Annotated in this window: 14 protein-coding genes; 8 read left to right on the top strand and 6 right to left on the bottom strand. The window is 72.6% G+C overall.

The genetic code is table 11. The annotated features are described in order from the left end of the window. Positions 1 to 84: 84 nt before the first annotated feature. The 6 genes from aroF (at position 85) to VK501_RS24385 (ending at position 6,323) form a co-directional block, all read left to right on the top strand. Positions 85 to 1,107 (top strand): 3-deoxy-7-phosphoheptulonate synthase, encoded by a 1,023-nt coding sequence (gene aroF / locus VK501_RS24410; protein ID WP_414641201.1) that lies wholly within the window; start codon positions 85 to 87, stop codon positions 1,105 to 1,107. An 81-nt stretch (positions 1,108 to 1,188) separates the two neighbouring features. After that, on the top strand, positions 1,189 to 1,743 hold the full coding sequence (locus VK501_RS24405; protein WP_324342162.1) for an NUDIX hydrolase: 555 nt from the start codon (positions 1,189 to 1,191) through the stop codon (positions 1,741 to 1,743). Positions 1,744 to 1,784: 41 nt separating this feature from the next. Continuing rightward, positions 1,785 to 3,320, top strand: a complete 1,536-nt coding sequence (locus VK501_RS24400) for an NAD(P)/FAD-dependent oxidoreductase (RefSeq protein WP_324342161.1) — start codon at positions 1,785 to 1,787, stop codon at positions 3,318 to 3,320. A gap of 139 nt (positions 3,321 to 3,459) precedes the next feature. After that, complete coding sequence (locus VK501_RS24395; RefSeq protein ID WP_324342159.1) at positions 3,460 to 4,623, top strand: acetyl-CoA C-acyltransferase; 1,164 nt, start codon at positions 3,460 to 3,462, stop codon at positions 4,621 to 4,623. Between the two features lie 82 nt (positions 4,624 to 4,705). Beyond that, positions 4,706 to 5,191: an SRPBCC family protein gene (locus tag VK501_RS24390; RefSeq protein ID WP_324342157.1), complete on the top strand. Its 486-nt coding sequence runs from the start codon at positions 4,706 to 4,708 to the stop codon at positions 5,189 to 5,191. A gap of 55 nt (positions 5,192 to 5,246) precedes the next feature. Continuing rightward, a complete protein-coding gene (locus VK501_RS24385) occupies positions 5,247 to 6,323 on the top strand; it encodes a PKD domain-containing protein (RefSeq protein ID WP_324342155.1) in 1,077 nt (358 codons plus the stop codon). Positions 6,324 to 6,543: 220 nt separating this feature from the next. Here VK501_RS24385 and VK501_RS24380 read toward each other — a convergent pair whose 3' ends face one another. The 4 genes from VK501_RS24380 to VK501_RS24365 form a co-directional block, all read right to left on the bottom strand. After that, positions 6,544 to 7,305 (bottom strand): SDR family NAD(P)-dependent oxidoreductase, encoded by a 762-nt coding sequence (locus tag VK501_RS24380; RefSeq protein WP_324342152.1) that lies wholly within the window; start codon positions 7,303 to 7,305, stop codon positions 6,544 to 6,546. A gap of 89 nt (positions 7,306 to 7,394) precedes the next feature. Then, positions 7,395 to 8,387, bottom strand: a complete 993-nt coding sequence (locus tag VK501_RS24375; RefSeq protein ID WP_324342150.1) for a GGDEF domain-containing protein — start codon at positions 8,385 to 8,387, stop codon at positions 7,395 to 7,397. Between the two features lie 131 nt (positions 8,388 to 8,518). Further along, a complete protein-coding gene (gene egtD, locus VK501_RS24370) occupies positions 8,519 to 9,526 on the bottom strand; it encodes an L-histidine N(alpha)-methyltransferase (protein ID WP_324342148.1) in 1,008 nt (335 codons plus the stop codon). After that, positions 9,526 to 10,635, bottom strand: coding sequence for an SUMF1/EgtB/PvdO family nonheme iron enzyme (locus VK501_RS24365; protein ID WP_324342146.1), 1,110 nt, complete (start codon positions 10,633 to 10,635; stop codon positions 9,526 to 9,528). The genes egtD and VK501_RS24365 overlap by 1 nt, the downstream gene beginning before the upstream one ends. A gap of 117 nt (positions 10,636 to 10,752) precedes the next feature. On the opposite strand from VK501_RS24365, the gene VK501_RS24360 reads away from it, so the two are divergent. Beyond that, positions 10,753 to 11,721: an LLM class F420-dependent oxidoreductase gene (locus tag VK501_RS24360; protein ID WP_324342144.1), complete on the top strand. Its 969-nt coding sequence runs from the start codon at positions 10,753 to 10,755 to the stop codon at positions 11,719 to 11,721. A gap of 30 nt (positions 11,722 to 11,751) precedes the next feature. Here VK501_RS24360 and VK501_RS24355 read toward each other — a convergent pair whose 3' ends face one another. Beyond that, positions 11,752 to 13,749, bottom strand: a complete 1,998-nt coding sequence (locus VK501_RS24355; protein ID WP_324342142.1) for a glycoside hydrolase family 15 protein — start codon at positions 13,747 to 13,749, stop codon at positions 11,752 to 11,754. Between the two features lie 202 nt (positions 13,750 to 13,951). Here VK501_RS24355 and VK501_RS24350 point away from each other — a divergent pair, with 202 nt between their 5' ends. After that, a complete protein-coding gene (locus VK501_RS24350) occupies positions 13,952 to 16,240 on the top strand; it encodes an MMPL family transporter (RefSeq protein WP_324342140.1) in 2,289 nt (762 codons plus the stop codon). On the opposite strand, the gene VK501_RS24345 is transcribed toward VK501_RS24350, so the two are convergent. Next, a complete protein-coding gene (locus tag VK501_RS24345) occupies positions 16,237 to 16,650 on the bottom strand; it encodes a VOC family protein (RefSeq protein WP_324342138.1) in 414 nt (137 codons plus the stop codon). The two genes, VK501_RS24350 and VK501_RS24345, sit on opposite strands and share 4 nt — an antisense overlap. Between the last annotated feature and the right edge of the window lie 48 nt (positions 16,651 to 16,698).

Here is a 16,698-nt window from a genome sequence, read left to right as displayed (position 1 = left end):
TTCGCCCCCTGGGCGAACACCCGCAAGGGAACCTGGCCCTCTGGGCCAGCGTTCCCCTAGGGGGACGTAGCATGCTCGGGGCCCATGATGATCGTGATGACCCCGCAGGCGACGCAGCACGAGATCGACGCCGTCGTCGCCCGTGTCGAGACCACCGGCGTGCACGTGGTGGTGATGCCCGGCGAGCTGACGACCGCCATCGGCGCGATCGGCGATCCCGAGGGCGTGGCGGAGCTGGGCCTGGAGGGGATGGGCGGCGTCGACCGCGTCGTCCCGATCTCGCGGCCGTACAAGCTGGCCTCCAGCGAGCTGAGCCACCACGAGCCCTCGACGTTCGACATCGCCGGGCGAACGGTCGGCGGAGGCAAGACGTTCACCTTGATCGCGGGACCGTGCACGGTCGAGACGCGCGAGCAGACGATCGGCGTCGCGAAGGTCGTCAAGGCCGGCGGTGCGGCGATGCTGCGCGGCGGCGCGTTCAAGCCACGGACCTCCCCGTTCGCGTTCAAGGGGCTTGGCGTGCCGGCGCTGGAGATCCTCGCCGAGGCCCGCGCCGAGACCGGCCTGCCGATCGTCACCGAGCTCCTGGACAGCGCGCACGCCGACGTGATCGCGCAGTACGCCGACGTCGTCCAGATCGGCGCGCGCAACATGCAGAACTACGCGCTGCTCGAGGTCGCGGGCAAGCTGGGCAAGCCCGTCCTGCTCAAGCGCGGTCTGTCCTCGTCGCTGGACGAGCTGCTGATGGCGGCCGACTACGTGCTGAAGGAGGGCAACGAGTCGGTGATCCTCTGCGAGCGCGGCATCCGCACCTTCGAGACCGCCACGCGCTTCACGCTGGACCTCGGCGCGATCCCGTGGCTCAAGCTCCACACGCACCTCCCGGTCATCGTCGATCCGTCGCACGCGGCGGGCGATCGCCGCCTCGTGGAGCCGCTCTCGCGCGCGGCCGCCGCGGTGGGCGCCGACGGCATCATCGTCGAGGTCCACCAGGATCCCGAGCACGCGCTGTGCGACGGGCCCCAGGCGATGTTCGCGTCGTCGTTCGACGCCTACGCCCGCGACGTCGCGGCACATGCCGGCCTGCTCGGCAAGGTCCTCGCGTAGCGCTCCTCACCAAACGCGCTGCGCGCTGCGTGAACAGGTGGACCCCTGATCGGCAGAAGCTCCTAGCCTGTCCGGTTCGCCATGAGCGCGCGTGAGCCGTTGTCCTATCGCGTCGCCGAGGCCGTGGAGTCGCGCCTGCGCCGCCATGCCTCGCCGGCCATGCTGCGCCGGGCCTACCGCGTCGGGTACCTCGTCCTGCGCCCGTGGTGGTTCGTCACGCGGCCGCACACCATGGGCGTCAAGGTCGTCGTGCGCTGCGGCGAGCAGGTGCTCGTCGTCCGCCACACCTACGCGCGGCGCGACCAGTGGGACATCCCCGGCGGATTCCTGCACCCGGGGGAGGACCCTGAGCCCGCGCTGCGCCGCGAGCTGGCCGAGGAGCTCGGCGTCGAGCCGGTCGGGATCCTGCCGATCGCGGCGGTCGCGTCGCGCTTCGACCGCAAGCGCGAGCGGATCTTTGTGTACGCCGCCGACGTCGCCGGGACGGAGATCCATCCGTCGGAGGCCGAGATCGCCGAGGCGCGCTGGGTGGATCGCGGTGCGCTCCCCGCGCCGACGATGCGCTTCGCGCGGCGGATGATCGCCCGCGCGTACTGGGAGCTGTGGGAGGACGAGGAGGAGCGGCCGGCGCACTGACGTTGGCCACGGCGTCCGACGGTGCGGCACTACCGTGGCCCATGGCTCGCACCCCGCTGGTCGATGGCCTCCAACGCGCCGCCGCTCGTGCGGCGGCCGACGCCGATGGAACCACCCGCCGGGCCTTCCTGGCGCAGACGGGCACGCTGGCCGCGGGAGCAGCGGTCGCGACCTGGCCCGTCCGCCCGGCGTTCGCCGCGTCCGCGCAGCCGCGGATCGTCGTGGTCGGTGCCGGACTGGCAGGCCTGACCGCCGCCTACCGCCTGCAGCAGGCCGGCTACGAGCCGCAGCTGCACGAGGCGTCGACACGGGCGGGCGGCCGCTGCTGGTCGATTCGCGACGTGTTCGCCGACGGCCAGATCGCCGAGCACGGCGGCGAGCTGGTCGACAGCAACCACATCGCCATGAAGCAGCTGGTGAGCGAGCTGGGGCTGCAGCTCGACAACCTGTTCCAGGCCGAGCAGGCCGGCACCGAGCCGATCACCTTCTTCGACGGCCGGCCGTACACGTGGGACGCCGCGACGAACGATCTCAAGGCGATCTGGCAGCAGATCCACGCCGACGTGTCGGCCGCCTCCTATCCGACCACCTACCGGTCCGCGACCCAGCGGGGCCGCGAGCTGGACGCGATGAGCATCGCCGCCTGGCTGGCCCGCTACGTGCCCGGCGGCGCATCCTCCAAGCTCGCACGGCTCCTCGACGTGGCCTACAACATCGAGTACGGCGCCGAGACCTCCGACCAGGCGTCCCTGAACATGCTCTACCTGCTCGGGTACGCCGGCCAGGGGAATCTGCGGATCTTCGGCAAGTCCAACGAGAAGTACCACGTGCGCGGCGGCAACGACCAGGTGACGCAGGGGCTGGCGACCCGGGTCGGCGGCGCGCTGCGCTACGGGTCGGAGCTCGTCGCCGTGGCGGCCAACGCCGACGGCACGCACACGTTGAGCTTCCGGCAGGGCGCCAAGACCGTCTCGACGGTGGCCGACCGCGCCATCCTCGCGCTGCCGTTCTCGCTCCTGCGCTCGGTCGACCTCAGCAAGGCCGCCTTCGGGACGCGGAAGCGATGGGCGATCGACGAGCTCGGCATGGGCACCAACTCCAAGCTCAACCTCGGGTTCTCCCGGCGCCACTGGCGCACGCTGGGCAACAACGGCGACAGCTACGCCGACACGGGCTACCAGGCGACGTGGGAGGTGAGCCGCGCGCAGCCGGGGACGGCCGGGATCCTCGTGGACTACACGGGCGGCCAGATCGGCACGACGTTCGGCGCGGGGACGCCGCAGGATCTGGCGCGGCGCTTCCTCGGGCAGATCGAGCCGGTCCTGCCCGGGATCACGGGGGCGTGGGACGGGCGGGCAACGGTCGACGCCTGGCCCACGCAGCGGTGGACGAAGGGGTCGTACTCGTACTTCCGGGTCGGCCAGTACACGCGCTTCTCGGGGGCCGAGGCGGAGGTCTCGGGAACCTGCCACTTCGCCGGTGAGCACACCTCCCAGGACTTCCAGGGCTACCTCAACGGCGCGGTGGAGAGCGGCCAGCGGGCGGCGAGCGAAGTGCTCGCGGCGCTGAAGAAGTAAAGTCCCGGCCGGAGCGGCATAGCCCGATCGGGCTATGCCCTATCCTTCAAGCCGTAGGCCCCGTGGTGTGCGACCGCCGGGGGATAAACCTGCCCGTGGTGTGCGACCGCCGGGCTTCATCTCCGAGAGGACCGATTTCATGCCCGAAGCCGTCATCGTCGACGCCATCCGGACGCCCGTGGGCCGCGCCTTCAAGGGCTCGCTCGCCTCGCTGCGCCCCGATGAGACCCTCGCGTTCGTGGTGGACCAGCTGCTCGAGCGCAACCCCGACGTCGATCCGTCCGCCGTCGAGGAGCTCATCGCCGGCTGCGGCCTGCCGCAGGGGCTGCAGGCCAACAACATCGCCCGCATCGCGGTGCTGCTGTCCGACACGCTCGGCCAGAGCACCAACGGCTCGACCGTGTCGCGCTACTGCGCCTCCGGCCTCGACGCCATCCGCTCCGCCGCCAACGCGGTCGTCGCGGGCCAGGGCGACATCTACATCGCCGGCGGCGTCGAGTTCGTCTCGCGCTACAACGCCGCGCAGGAGGCCGCCCACCCCGAGGATCAGAACGAGAACCTCCAGGGCAACGACGGCCAGCCGAACGCGTACATCGCGATGGGCCTGACGGCCGAGAACGTCGCCGAGCGCTACGGCGTCTCCCGCGAGGACCAGGACCGCTACGCCCAGCGTTCGCAGGAGCGCGCCGTGGCCGCCCAGGAGGCCGGGGTGTTCGATCGCGAGATCGTCTCCGTCACGCTCGCCGACGGCACGGTCGTGTCCAAGGACGACGGCCCGCGCGCGTCCTCGACCTACGAGAAGCTCGCGACGCTGGAGCCGGCCTTCAAGCCCGGCGGCACCGTCACGGCCGGCAACTCGTGCCCGCTCAACGACGGCGCGGCCGCCGCGCTGATCATGAGCGCCGACAAGGCCAAGGAGCTCGGCCTGAAGCCGCGCGCCCGCATCATCACGGCCGCCACGTGGGGCAACGAGCCCGAGTACATGGGCGTCGCGCCGATCGGCGCCATCAAGAAGGCGCTGGACCGCGCCGGCATGAGCGCGTCGGACATCGACGTCACCGAGCTCAACGAGGCGTTCGCGGCACAGGTGCTGCCGATCGCGTCCGAGGTCGGCATCGACCTGGACACGCTGAACCCGCACGGCGGAGCGATCGCGCTCGGCCACCCGTTCGGCATGACCGGCGTGCGCATCATGACCACGCTGCTCAACGACCTCGAGACGCTCGACAAGACGATCGGCCTCGAGACGATGTGCGTCGCGCAGGGGCAGGGCGAGGCGATGCTCGTGGAGCGCCTGAGCTAGGGGTGCCCTAGTAGGACATCATGTCGGTCTGGGGGCCCGCCACCGCGCGGGCCCTCGCCGTTTCCTGGCAGGATCCCCGCGCATGACCTACGCCTTGGCCGAGATCGACGATCGCTTCTTCGAGCAGGCGCCGATCGTGATCCCCGCGACCGTCGAGCTGGCCGCCACGCCCGAGCAGGTCTGGGAGGCGCTGGGCAGCGACGAGATGTGGTCCTGGGCGCCGATCATCGACCAGCTGGAGTGGACCACCCCGCGGCCGCAGTCGGCCGGCGCGATCCGCCGGCTGCGGCTGCTGAAGGCCGTGACGATCGAGGAGGAGTTCTACCGCTGGGACGCGCCGCACCGGGCGACGTTCCGGGTCACGCGGCAGTCGCGGCGCGCGTTCCACGGGCTGGCCGAGGACTTCCTGGTCGAGGCCTCGCCGACCGGCTCGCGGCTGACGTGGACGATGGCGGTCGCGCCCCGCGGCCTGGCCGGCGCGCAGGTCGCGGGGCGGCTGGCGCCGGTGCTGGCCAAGGGCAACGCGGCGGCGCTCGGCGGCATCCGGAAGATCCTGCTGCGCGGCTGAAGATCGGTGGGAAGGATCCGGCTGCAGCGGTGTCTGGCTGGACATGGGAACGAGGATGCTCCGGCGTGTCGTCGCGGCCGTCGCCGTCGCCTGCGGGGCGATCGCCGTGCCGGCAGCGGCGCAGGCCGACGACCATGCCGTCGGCTTCCCCGCCGGACCGGCGGCCGGCCCGTACACCCCCGCCGACGTGGAGGCCAACCCCGGCGACACCGTGACGTTCTCCGGCGGCTCGTTCGCCGCCCATCCCCTGGCGTGGGACACGGGCGACTTCGCCCGGACGGGCGCCGGGGCGACCGCGACGTTCACGTTCGCCAAGCCGGGGCTGTTTCGCTTCCACTGCGAGATCCACGCGTCCATGACGGGCAGCGTCCACGTCGCCGGCAACCAGTTCGCCACGCCGGACTTCACCTGGGCGCCGGCGGCGCCGCTGCCGGGGCAGGCCGTGACGTTCCGGCCCACTGCGTTCGCCGATCCCGACGGGTCGATCGCCCGCTACGAGTGGGACCTCGACGGCAACGGCAGCTTCGAGTCCACCGGCGCGCAGGTCGCGCGCACGTACGCGAGCGCGGCGACGGTGAGCGTGAAGCTCCGCTACGTCGATGACGGGCACGAGACGTCGCCGGCGACGGCGCGCGCCGTCACGGTCGGCGGTGGCGCGGGCGGCGGCGGCACCCCGTCCGGCGGCGGTGCTCCTCCAGCCGGCGGTGGCTCGACGCCGACCGCGCCGTCGGGCAGCGGCGGCGGTGCGGGCTCGACGCCGACCGCGCCGTCGGGCAGCGGCGGCGGCGAGAGCCAGGGCGGTGGATCGGCGCCGGCGAGCGCCACCGCGCCCGGCGTCCGCCTGACCACCCGGACGCTGGCCTTCCGGCGCAGCGCGGCGACCGTCTCGCTCTCGGCGGCCGCCCCGGCGACCGCGAAGGTGACGCTGCGCGCCGGCAAGGCGGTCCTCGCCCTCGGCACGGCGCGCATCCATCCGGGCACCGCCCACGTCCGCGTGAAGCTGACCCGCGCGGGCGCCAAGCGGCTGCGCACCGGCCGCCCGCTGCGCGCATCGCTCGCCGCCGTCCTGCGCTCGGCTTCCGGCGACGTCACGACGGTCCGGCGGACGGTCACGGTCCGGCTCAAGCGCTGAGGGCGCGGAGGGGGACGGTCCCCACGTCGCGACGGGTTGGGCCGTCGCGACGGCTGGGGGCCGTTCCCCTCTGCGGGCGCTCGGGGGTGGGCCTGTTCGGCGCGGTGGGCCCGCGCGCAACAGGCCCACCCGCCCAGCGCGCACGAACGACTGGGCCAGCCGCGCCCCGCCGGCGTCGCACGGCAGACCCACACGCCCGCCCCCAAGGCCCAGGCCCCGGTCAGCGCGGCGCCATCCGGATCGCGCCGTCGAGCCGGATCGTCTCGCCGTTGAGCATGGGGTTGACGACGATCTGCTCGGCCAGGAGCGCGTACTCCGAGGGGCGGCCGAGGCGGGGTGGGAAGGGGATCGTCTTGCCGAGCGACTCACGGGCCTCCTCCGGGAGCGCGGCGAGCAGCTGGGTGTCGAACAGGCCGGGCGCGATCGTGTTGACGCGGATCCCGTACTGCGCGAGGTCGCGGGCGACCGGCAGCGTCATGCCGACGACGCCGGCCTTGGAGGCCGAGTAGGCGACCTGGCCGATCTGGCCGTCGTAGGCCGCGACCGACGCGGTGTTGACGAGCACGCCGCGCTCGCCCTCCTCGGTGGGCTCGTTGCCGATCATCTTCGCGCCGGCCAGCCGGAGCACGTTGAACGTGCCGACCAGGTTGATGCCGATGATCACCTCGAAGGGCTGCAGCGGGTGCGGGCCCTTCGAGTTGGCGGTCTTCTGGGCCCAGCCGGTCCCGGCGCAGGTGATCGCGATGCGCAGGCCTCCGTCGGCCTGCGCGGCGGCGTCGACCGCGGCCTGCACCTGGTCCTCCTCGCGCACGTCGACCGCGACGAACCCGGCGCCCAGCTCGTCGGCGACGGCCTGGCCCCGCTCGGCGTTGACGTCGGCGATCGTCAGGACGGCGCCCTGCTCGGCGAGCCGTCGCGCGGTCGCCTCGCCGAGGCCCGAGGCCCCGCCGACCACCAGTGCGCCACTTCCAGAGATGTCCATCCGCGAAACCTATCGCGGTGACGCGGGCGTCAACTTCGCTGCGGCTCAGGTACGCCGGCGACGGCCCCACGCCAGACGGCGGCGCCCGCTCAGCGCGCCGGCGTCGGGGCCCTGACGACGCCGTCCTTGCCCGCGGCCTTGCTGCCGCGCAGCGCCTTGTCGGCGCGCTCGAGCAGCTCGGCGGGGCCTTCCGGCTCGACCCACTCGGCGACGCCGCACGAGACGGTGATCCCCTCGTGCCCGCCGTCGGGGCGGGCGATGTGGATCTCGCGCAGCACGCGCAGCGCGCGCGCCGCCGCGATGTCGGCGCGGGGGCCGCGCACGTTGGGCAGGATCACCACGAACTCGTCGCCGCCGTAGCGGGCGACCTGGTCGAAGCTGCGGTACTCGCCGCGCAGCGCCTCGGCGACGTGGCGCAGGAGCGCGTCGCCGGTCAGGTGGCCGTAGGTGTCGTTGACGCGCTTGAAGTCGTCGAGGTCGAGGATCGTGATCGCCAGCGGCGTGCCCTGGCGGCGGGCGCGGGCGATCTCCTCTGACAGGCGCTCGCGCATCGCGCCGTGGTTCAGGCAGCCGGTGAGCGGATCGATCGCCGCGGCCAGCCGCGCGTCGCGCAGCGCGATCGCGGTCCCGGCGAGGTCGGCCAGCGCGCTGGCCTGGTGCAGCTCCTCCTCGCTCCAGGTGCGCGCGACGCGCGACCCGAGCACGACGACCGCTCGCACGGTGTCGCCGGCCTGCAGCGGCAGGACGGCGGCCGTGGCCAGACCGTAGGTCCGCACCAGCTCGGCGGGAAGCGCTCCGTCGACGCGCGCGTCGGGCACCGTGACCGGATGGCCGGCGTCGGCGACCCAGCGCAGGGCGTCGGGCACCTCGCCGTGCGGCAGCACGTACTCGGCGCTGCCCGCGCCGCGGAGGGCGACGACGCCGCAGCCCGGATGGCCCGCCGCCAGCACGACGACGTGCGCCTGGTCGACCCCGAGCACGGCCACGAGCTCCTCGCCCAGGACGCGCTGGACCGCGGGCAGGCCCGCGTCTCGCTGTGCGAGACGCGCAAGCCGCTCGACGCTCTGAAGGAGCCGCTGCATCCAGTTCTCTTCGCCTCTTATCGGCCGCGGCGGGGGTGACCGGGTCATCCGTGCCCGGGTGCCACGTGCCCGATGGAAGCAAAGAGTCTAGAAGTAGAGCTTCGGGGCGGGAAGGGGAGTTTTCCGCACCATCACCCTCGCCGTTGGGCGAGGTTCAGGGCGAATAGTCCGTCCGGATCGACCACTTGGTCGCGGAGCACCATTCCGGCCGCGGCCAGGTCGCCGGCGATCCGCTCGCGCGTGAACTTCGCGCTGATCTCCGTGCGCAGCTCCTCGCCGGCCGCGAACGTCAGCCGGAGGTCCAACGCGCCCACGTGGACGCGCTGCGGGCGCTGGGCGCGCAGGCGCATCTCGATCCACTCGCGATCGCGGTCGAAGAACGCCACGTGGTCGAAGGACTCGGGGACGAAGTTCGCGTCCAGCTCGCGGTTGACGACGGTCAGGACGTTGCGGTTGAAGGCGGCGGTCACGCCGGCGGCGTCGTCGTAGGCGGCCTCGAGCACCGCGACGTCCTTGACCAGATCGGTGCCGAGCAGCAGATAGCCGTCCTCACCGAGCAGGCGCTCCAGCGAGCGCAGGAAGCGACGCCGGCTGCCCGGCGGGAAGTTGCCGATCGTCCCGCCGAGGAACGCGACGATGCGCGGCCGGCCGGGGACCGGCAGCGGGACGCGGTCGAGGTGGCGCTCGAAGTCGCCGACGATGCCGTGCACGCGCAGGCCGTCGAACTCCTCGATCAGCTCGTCGGCGCTGGCGCGGACCATCGACTCGGTGACGTCGATCGGGACGTAGCGCTCCAGCGTGCCGGCCCGGTGCATCGCGGCCAGCAGCAGGCGCGTCTTGGCCGCGGTGCCCGAGCCCAGCTCCACCAGCTCGGCGGCGCCGGTCGCGGCGACGATCTGGTCGCTGCGCGTCGCGAGGATCGCCCGCTCGGCACGCGTCGGGTAGTACTCGGGCTGCTCGCAGATCCGGTCGAACAGCGCGGCGCCGTGCGCGTCGTAGAAGTGCTTGGGCGGCAGCTCCTTGAACGGCCGCGTCAGGCCGTCCAGGACGTCGTCGGCCAGCGTGCGGTGCTCGCCGCCGCCGAGATGGGACTCCACCACGACGCGGCGGCGGTCGGTCGTGGTCAGCAGCGGCTCCATCAGGACGGCTCCTCGGGGGAAAGGGGGTCGCGGGCCAGCCGCACGCCGGCGAAGATCTGCCGGCGCTCGGGGAGGTCCCAGTTGCGGAACGTGGTGGTGGCGACGCGTGGTGCGGTGGCCCAGGAGCCGCCGCGTAGGACGCGATAGCGGTCGCCGAAGAAGACTTCGGAGTACTCGCGGTAGGGATGCGGCCGGAAGCCGGGGTACCCGCCGAACGTGCTGGCGGTCCACTCCCAAACGAGCCCGACACCGTCGAGGCGGCCGGCGGCCTTCTCCCATTCGGCCTCGGTGGGGAGCCGTGCTCCGCGCCACCGGGCCAAGGCCTCCGCCTCGAACCAGGAGACGTGGCAGACGGGCGCGTCAGCCGCGCCGTCCGCCACGCCTTCGTGACGCGTGATGTCGTACTCCTCCTTCCACGCCCAGCCCTCGGCCGACCACCACTCGCGCCGGACGTAGCCGCCGCCTTCGACGAACCGCAGCCACGTGGCGTTGGTCACCGGCCGGCGGGCGATCGAGAAGGCCGGGACGTCCACTGCGTGCAGCGGCCGCTCGTTGTCGTAGGCGAAGCGATCGTCCGAGGCGCCGAGCGCGTGCGTGCCGGCGGGCACCGACAGCCACGCGTCGGCGGGGCGCGCGGGACCGGATCCGGGAAGGCGAGGCTCGCCCGCCGGCAGCAGGCCGGCGATGGCCATGGCCTGGCGCATCGTCTCGGTGTGCTGCAGCTCGTGGCGCAGGACCATCTCGTGCAGCACGGGGTCGGCGCCCCGGCGCTCGACGGCGGCCAGCGTGCGGTCGCGCACCGCGTCGAGGTACTCCAGCGCATCGGCGTGGCCGAGGATCTCGAGGTCGCCGCGGACGGCGCGCGGCGTCTCGAACGCGTCGTAGAGCGCGGCGAGGTCGGGGCGCAGCAGGTCCAGGCCGGCGTGGCGATGGGCGAGCCAGAGGTCCTCGTAGGCGGCGATGTGGCCGAGGTCCCAGACCAGCGGGCTCATGATCGGCGCGATCTGCCGCTCGAGGTCTGCGGTCGGCAGGTGGGCGACGAGGTCGAGCGTGCGCTGCCGCGTGGCGGCGAGATCCTCGACGAGGGTGGCGGTGTCGGTGACCGTCATCGGTGCCAAAAGTGTCTCTCCGATGCTCCAGCACGTTACACACCGGCGCCACGGACTCGGCGGCTCGGGGTGGTGCTGGCGGTAGAGGCGGGGCCGCCTCCCGGGTAGAGCCGGCCCATGCGCAACCACGACGGCGCCCTGCGGTTCGGCATCCACGCGGGGCCGCAGAACACGACCTTCGACGACTACCTCGCGCTGTGGCGCTTCGCGGAGGACGCCGGACTGGACTGGGCCTCGGTCTTCGACCACTTCCTCCCGATCGAGTCCGGCCCGACCGGCCCGTGCTTCGAGGGGCTGACCATGCTGGGCGCCATGGCCGCCCACACCGAGCGGCTGCGGTGCGGGATCATCGTGACGGGCGTGACGTACCGCAACCCGGCGATCCTGGCGAAGATCGCGGTGACGATCGACCACATCTCCGGCGGCCGGATGGAGCTCGGGCTCGGCGCCGCGTGGTACGAGGACGAGCACGAGCAGTACGGCGTGCCGTTCCCGCGCCTGGGCGTCCGCATGGACATGCTCGACGAGGCCTGCCGCATCGTGCGGGCGCTGTGGACGCAGGAGCGGGCGACGGTCGAGGGCGAGCACTTCGCGGTGCGCCACGCGCTGGCCCAGCCCAAGCCGCTGCAGGGTCGGCTGCCGCTGTGGATCGGCGGCTCGGGCGAGAAGCGGACGCTGCGCATCGTCGCCGAGCACGCCGACGGCTGGAACACCTTCCACGGCGACCCGACCAAGTACCAGCACAAGCTCGACGTGCTCGCCGGGCACTGCGCCGACGTCGGCCGCGATCCCGGCGACATCCGCCGGCAGATCGTCCTGCGGGCGATCCTGGGGGAGACCGAGGACGAGGCGCGGGACCGCGCCCGCCAGTTCGCGGACGTCGCCGGGCTGCCGGGCGCGGAGATGGTCGCGGGCATGATCGTCGGCACGCCCGAGCAGTGCGCCGCGACCCTGGAGGACCACCGCCGCCTCGGCGTCGCCGACTTCCTCCTGCTCGTCCGCCCGCCGGCCGACCTGCGGACGATCGAGCTGTTCGCCCGCGAGGTCGCGCCGGCGATGCGGGCCGCTGCCGCAGCGGCGCGGTAGGTCGCCGGCCGCGCCGGCGCTCCGGCCTCGCTACTGGGCCGTCGGGTTCTGCTGCTCGTCGCGGATGACGTGCATCACCGCGTTGATGAGCGCCAGGTGCGTGAACGCCTGGGGGAAGTTGCCGAGGTGGCGGCCCGTGGAGGCCTCGAGCTCCTCGGCGTAGAGGTCCAGCGAGGAGGCCAGCGACAGCAGGCGCTCGCAGAGCTGGTGGCCGCGCTTGCGCTCGCCGATCTCGATCAGCGCGCTGACGAGCCAGAACGAGCAGATGAGGAACGTGCCCTCCTCGCCGCTGAGGCCGTCGTCGGTCTCGTCAGTGCGGTAGCGCAGGACGAGGCCGTTCTCGGTCAGCTCGTCGGCGATCGCGCAGACCGTGTCGTGCACGCGCTGGTCGTCGTGGGGCAGGAACCGCACGAGCGGGATCAGCAGCAGCGACGCGTCCAGGTTGGTGGACCCGTAGAACTGCGTGAAGCGCCCCTTCTCGTCGATGCCGCGCTCCATGATCTCGGCGTGGATCTCGTTGGCGACCAGGCGCCAGCGGTCCGCGAGGTCGTCCTTGCCGCGCCGGGCGGCCAGGCGCGCGCCGCGGTCCAGCGCGACCCAGCACATCAACTTGCTCGAGACGTAGTGCTGGGGGTCGCCGCGCGACTCCCAGATGCCCTGGTCGGGCAGCCGCCAGGAGGCGATCGCCTGCTCGACCTGGTCGTGGATGACCGGCCAGAGGCGCGCGGAGTTGTGGCCGTACTCCTTGGCGTGCAGCCACAGCGAGTCGAGCACGGCGCCGAAGACGTCGTTCTGGCGCTGGTGGTAGGCGTCGTTGCCGATCCGCACCGGGCGGGCGCCCTCGTAGCCGGTGAGATGGTCGAGCGTCTCCTCCTCCAGCACGCGCTCGCCGCCGATCCCGTACATGATCTGCAGCGCGCCGTCCTCGTTGCGGCCGAGGTCGGCGACGAACTGGATGAAGTCGTCGGCCTCCCAGTTCAGCCCGAGCGAGTGCAGGCCCGACAGCGTGAACGTCGCGTCGCGCATCCACGTGAAGCGGTAGTCCCAGTTGCGCTCGCCCCCGGGAGTCTCGGGAAGCGACGTCGTCGGGGCGGCGACGAGCGCGCCGGTCGGCGCGTAGGTCAGGCCCTTGAGCGTCAGCGCGCTGCGCTCGAGGTGGTTGCGCCAGCGGTGGTCGGGGAAGTCGGCGTCGGCCAGCCAGCCGCGCCAGTACTCGCTGGTGACCTCGAGGGCCGCGGTGGCCTCGTCGGCGCTGCGCGGCCCGTCGAGCAGGCGCGACCACGAGAGCGCGCAGTAGCGGGTCTCTCCGCGCTCGATGCGGTGGCGGGCGCGGACGCAGCCGCCCTCGATGCCGAGGTTGAGGTCCGACATGAGCCGCAGCGTGCGGCCGCCGTCGGTGGCGTCCATGGCGTGTGAGTCGTTGGGGACCGAGGTCCACGTCGCGGGCACGCGGCCGTAGTCGAACATCGGCTCGCACAGCAGCTCGATCTGCGCCTGGCCGTGGATGCACGTGATCGTGCGGACCAGCACGTGGTGGGCCTCGTAGTCGCTCGGCGGGCGGGTGTGGGCCGTCGTCGAGCCCTGCGTGCGCTCGCGCCACGGGCCGATGACCAGCGCGTCGCGCACGACGACCCAGCCCGTGGGCGTCATCCACGTCGTCTCGAGGATCATCGTGCCGGGCTCGTAGCGGCGCCCGGCAGGCACGCCCATCGCGCTCGGCCCGAGGCGGAAGCCGCCGGCCGAGCGGTCGAGGATCGCGCCGAAGACGCTGGGGGAGTCGAAGCGCGGCGGGCAGAGCCACTCGATCGTGCCGTCGGGCGCGACGAGCGCGCCCGTGTGGCAGTCGCTGAGGAAGCCGTAGTCGGCGATCGGCGGGAACGCCGACCGGACGGGCGTGCGCTCGACGAACGGGGTGGTGTCGCGGACCTCGACCGCGCCGGGATCCATCGCGCCGGCGCGCGGCGGATGCCCGTTCGGAGCGGTGTCGGGCTGAACCGGAGCGGTGGCGAGATCGATGTGCGGATCCATGATGGGTCTCTCGAAGTGATCGGCCGCAGGGGGACAGGCCCGCAGTGGTCCGGTGAAGACAGCCGCCCACAGTAGCGGTGCTACGCGCGAAGGCGGGGAGCCGGGGTTGCACCCTACGAACCCCTAAGGGTGGGGCCTGCCCCACCGTCATACGCCAGGCGACCGCATGGTCGGCCGGAGGCGTCGCGGTGAAGCTGCTCGCATGACCCCTCCCTCCTCCGCCCACTCCTCCCGCTCCGTGGCGGCACGCATCGGCCGCTGGAGCACGCGCCATCGCACGACAGCCATCGTCGGCTGGCTCGCGTTCGTTCTCGTGGCGCTCGTGATCGGCAGCGCCGTGGGCACGGTCAACCCCTCCAACGACGACGGCGGGCACGGCGATTCGGCCAAGGCCGACCGCATCCTCAACGCCGCCTACCCGGATCGTGCTTCGGAGACCGTCCTCGTGCAGGCCCGCGGCCACGGCACGACGACGGCCCGTGATCCACGCTTCCGGGCCGCGGTCGACGACGTCGTGCGGGGCGTGTCGGGCAAGCCAGGTGTCGTCGAGGTCGCGTCGCCCTACGCCAAGGGCAACGGCGGCCAGATCTCCGCCGACGGCCGCTCGGCCCTGGTCTCGTTGAAGATCAACGGCGACTCGACGCTCACCGCGAAGCGCGTCGACGCGGTCGAGCAGGCCGTGCAGGACGCGGCCACCCGGCACCCCTCGCTGTTCGTCGGGCAGTTCGGCGACGCCAGCGCCGACAAGGCGCTGTCGGCGTCCTTCGGCAAGGACTTCCAGCAGGCCGGGCTGCTCTCGGTGCCGGTGACGCTGATCATCCTGGTGCTGACGTTCGGCGCGCTCATCGCGGCCGGCGTGCCGCTGCTGCTGGGCGTCACCGCGGTGGTCGGCACGATCGGCCTGCTGGGCCCGATCAGCCACCTGTTCGCGCTGGACGAGTTCATCAACGAGATCGTGCTGCTGGTCGGCCTGGCGGTGGGCGTGGACTACTCGCTCTTCTACCTGCGCCGCGAGCGCGAGGAGAAGGCGCGCGGACACGCGCCGAGGGACGCGGTCGCGATCGCCGCCGCGACGTCGGGCCGCGCGGTGCTCATCTCCGGCGTGACCGTGATGGTCGCCATGGCCGGCATGATGTTCGCCGGCGACGCGACGTTCACCGCGCTGGGCATCGGCGCGATCCTGGTGGTCTTCGTCGCGATGATCGGCTCGGTCACGGTGATCCCGGCGCTGCTGTCGGGCTCGGGCAAGTGGCTGGAGCGCGGCCGGGTGCCGTTCCTCGGCAAGCGCATGGCCGCCGCGCGCTCGCGCGACATCGACAGCGGCGGGCGCGTGTGGAACGCGGTCCTGGATCGCGTGCTGCGCCGCCCCGTCGTCGCCGCCGTGCTGGCCGCGGGCCTCCTGCTCGTCATGGCGCTGCCAGTGCTGCACATGCACACCGCCGACAGCGGCACCGACGCGCTGCCGCGCGACCTCGCCGTCATGAAGGTGTACGACAAGATGCAGAGCGCCTTCCCCGGCGGCGAGATCCCGGCCGAGGTCGTCATCAAGGCCAAGGACGTGACGTCGCCCCGGATCACCGCCGCCGTCAAGCAGCTCGAGGCCGACGCCATCGCGACCGGCCGGGTCAAGGCGCCGGTCGACGTGTCGGTGTCGGCCGACAAGACCGTGCTGTCGGCCAGCCTGCCGATCGCCGGCACGGGCACCGACGCGGCGTCCAACGACGCGCTCGCCGTGCTGCGCGACGACGTCGTGCCGAAGTTCGCCGAACGGGCTCAGACCAAGGCCTACGTGACGGGCATGACGGCCGGGTCCAAGGACTTCAACGACCTCATGAAGTCGCGCTGGCCGATCGTCTTCGGCTTCGTGCTGAGCCTGGCGTTCGTCCTGCTGCTGCTGACGTTCCGCTCGGTCGTGATCCCGCTGAAGGCCATCGTGCTGAACCTGCTGTCGGTCGGCGCCGCCTACGGCGTGCTGACCTGGGTCTTCCAGGACGGCCACGGCGAGTCGCTGCTGGGGTTCGAGTCCACCGGGTCGGTCACGAGCTGGCTGCCGATGTTCCTGTTCGTGATCCTCTTCGGGTTGTCGATGGACTACCACGTGTTCATCCTCAGCCGGATCCGCGAGGCGTTCGATCGCGGGATGAAGACCGAGGACGCGGTGGCCTACGGCATCCGCACGACGGCCGGGACGGTGACGAGCGCGGCGATCGTGATGGTCGCGGTGTTCGGGATCTTCGCGACGCTCAGCTACCTGGACTTCAAGATGATGGGCGTGGGGCTGGCGACCGCCATCCTCATCGACGCGACGATCGTCCGCGCCGTGCTGCTCCCCGCCACGATGAAGCTCCTGGGCGACTGGAACTGGTACCTGCCGCGGTGGCTGGAGTGGCTGCCGTCGGTGGGCCACCACGAGCTCGCGCCGGCCCCGGCGCCCGCGCCGGCCCGGATCCCCGAGCCCGCGCACCGCGAGCCCGAGCCCGTGTTCCCCTAGCTTCGCGGGGCGTAGCGGTGGTGCAGCATGAGCGCGTTGCCGTCGGGGTCGCGGAAGTGGGACATGTGGCAGACGCCCGTGTCCATCGTCGCGGCGGCGAACACGACGCCGCGCGCCTCGAGCTCGGCGCGCGCGGCCTCCATGTCGTCGACGTGCAGCGCGATCGGGTGGTTGTTGGGGCGGTATTCGATGCCGAGCGCCTGGGAGTGGACCACGCTCAGCGTGAGGCTGCCCGTCTCGAACTCCAGCCCGACCGCCGGGGCGTCGCCGCGCTGGTAGACGCTGGAGCGTGGCAGGCCCAGCACCGTGCCGTAGAACTCCTCCGAGGCGGCGAGGTCGCTGCTGCACACCGTGAGGAAGTCGACGCCGTTGACGATCGGCGCGGTGGACGTGGCCTGTTCCTGGGTCATGCGCGCAGCCTGATCGCTGCGGGGTGGCGCTGTCAACCGGCCGCGCCG

Source organism: Baekduia sp., assembly GCF_035318805.1.
Lineage (GTDB): Bacteria > Actinomycetota > Thermoleophilia > Solirubrobacterales > Solirubrobacteraceae > Baekduia.
Note: the sequence above shows the minus strand (reverse complement) of the source record. Positions and strands in the feature narration are given on the sequence as shown.

Coding starts and splice junctions, on each gene's coding strand:
- VK501_RS24355 (WP_324342142.1), bottom strand. CDS start 13,749: ATGGATCCGCACATCGATCTCGCCACCGCTCCGGTTCAGCCCGACACC.
- egtD (WP_324342148.1), bottom strand. CDS start 9,526: ATGGAGCCGCTGCTGACCACGACCGACCGCCGCCGCGTCGTGGTGGAG.
- aroF (WP_414641201.1), top strand. CDS start 85: ATGATGATCGTGATGACCCCGCAGGCGACGCAGCACGAGATCGACGCC.
- VK501_RS24350 (WP_324342140.1), top strand. CDS start 13,952: ATGACCCCTCCCTCCTCCGCCCACTCCTCCCGCTCCGTGGCGGCACGC.
- VK501_RS24375 (WP_324342150.1), bottom strand. CDS start 8,387: ATGCAGCGGCTCCTTCAGAGCGTCGAGCGGCTTGCGCGTCTCGCACAG.
- VK501_RS24395 (WP_324342159.1), top strand. CDS start 3,460: ATGCCCGAAGCCGTCATCGTCGACGCCATCCGGACGCCCGTGGGCCGC.
- VK501_RS24405 (WP_324342162.1), top strand. CDS start 1,189: ATGAGCGCGCGTGAGCCGTTGTCCTATCGCGTCGCCGAGGCCGTGGAG.
- VK501_RS24380 (WP_324342152.1), bottom strand. CDS start 7,305: ATGGACATCTCTGGAAGTGGCGCACTGGTGGTCGGCGGGGCCTCGGGC.
- VK501_RS24400 (WP_324342161.1), top strand. CDS start 1,785: ATGGCTCGCACCCCGCTGGTCGATGGCCTCCAACGCGCCGCCGCTCGT.
- VK501_RS24385 (WP_324342155.1), top strand. CDS start 5,247: ATGCTCCGGCGTGTCGTCGCGGCCGTCGCCGTCGCCTGCGGGGCGATC.
- VK501_RS24345 (WP_324342138.1), bottom strand. CDS start 16,650: ATGACCCAGGAACAGGCCACGTCCACCGCGCCGATCGTCAACGGCGTC.
- VK501_RS24365 (WP_324342146.1), bottom strand. CDS start 10,635: ATGACGGTCACCGACACCGCCACCCTCGTCGAGGATCTCGCCGCCACG.
- VK501_RS24360 (WP_324342144.1), top strand. CDS start 10,753: ATGCGCAACCACGACGGCGCCCTGCGGTTCGGCATCCACGCGGGGCCG.
- VK501_RS24390 (WP_324342157.1), top strand. CDS start 4,706: ATGACCTACGCCTTGGCCGAGATCGACGATCGCTTCTTCGAGCAGGCG.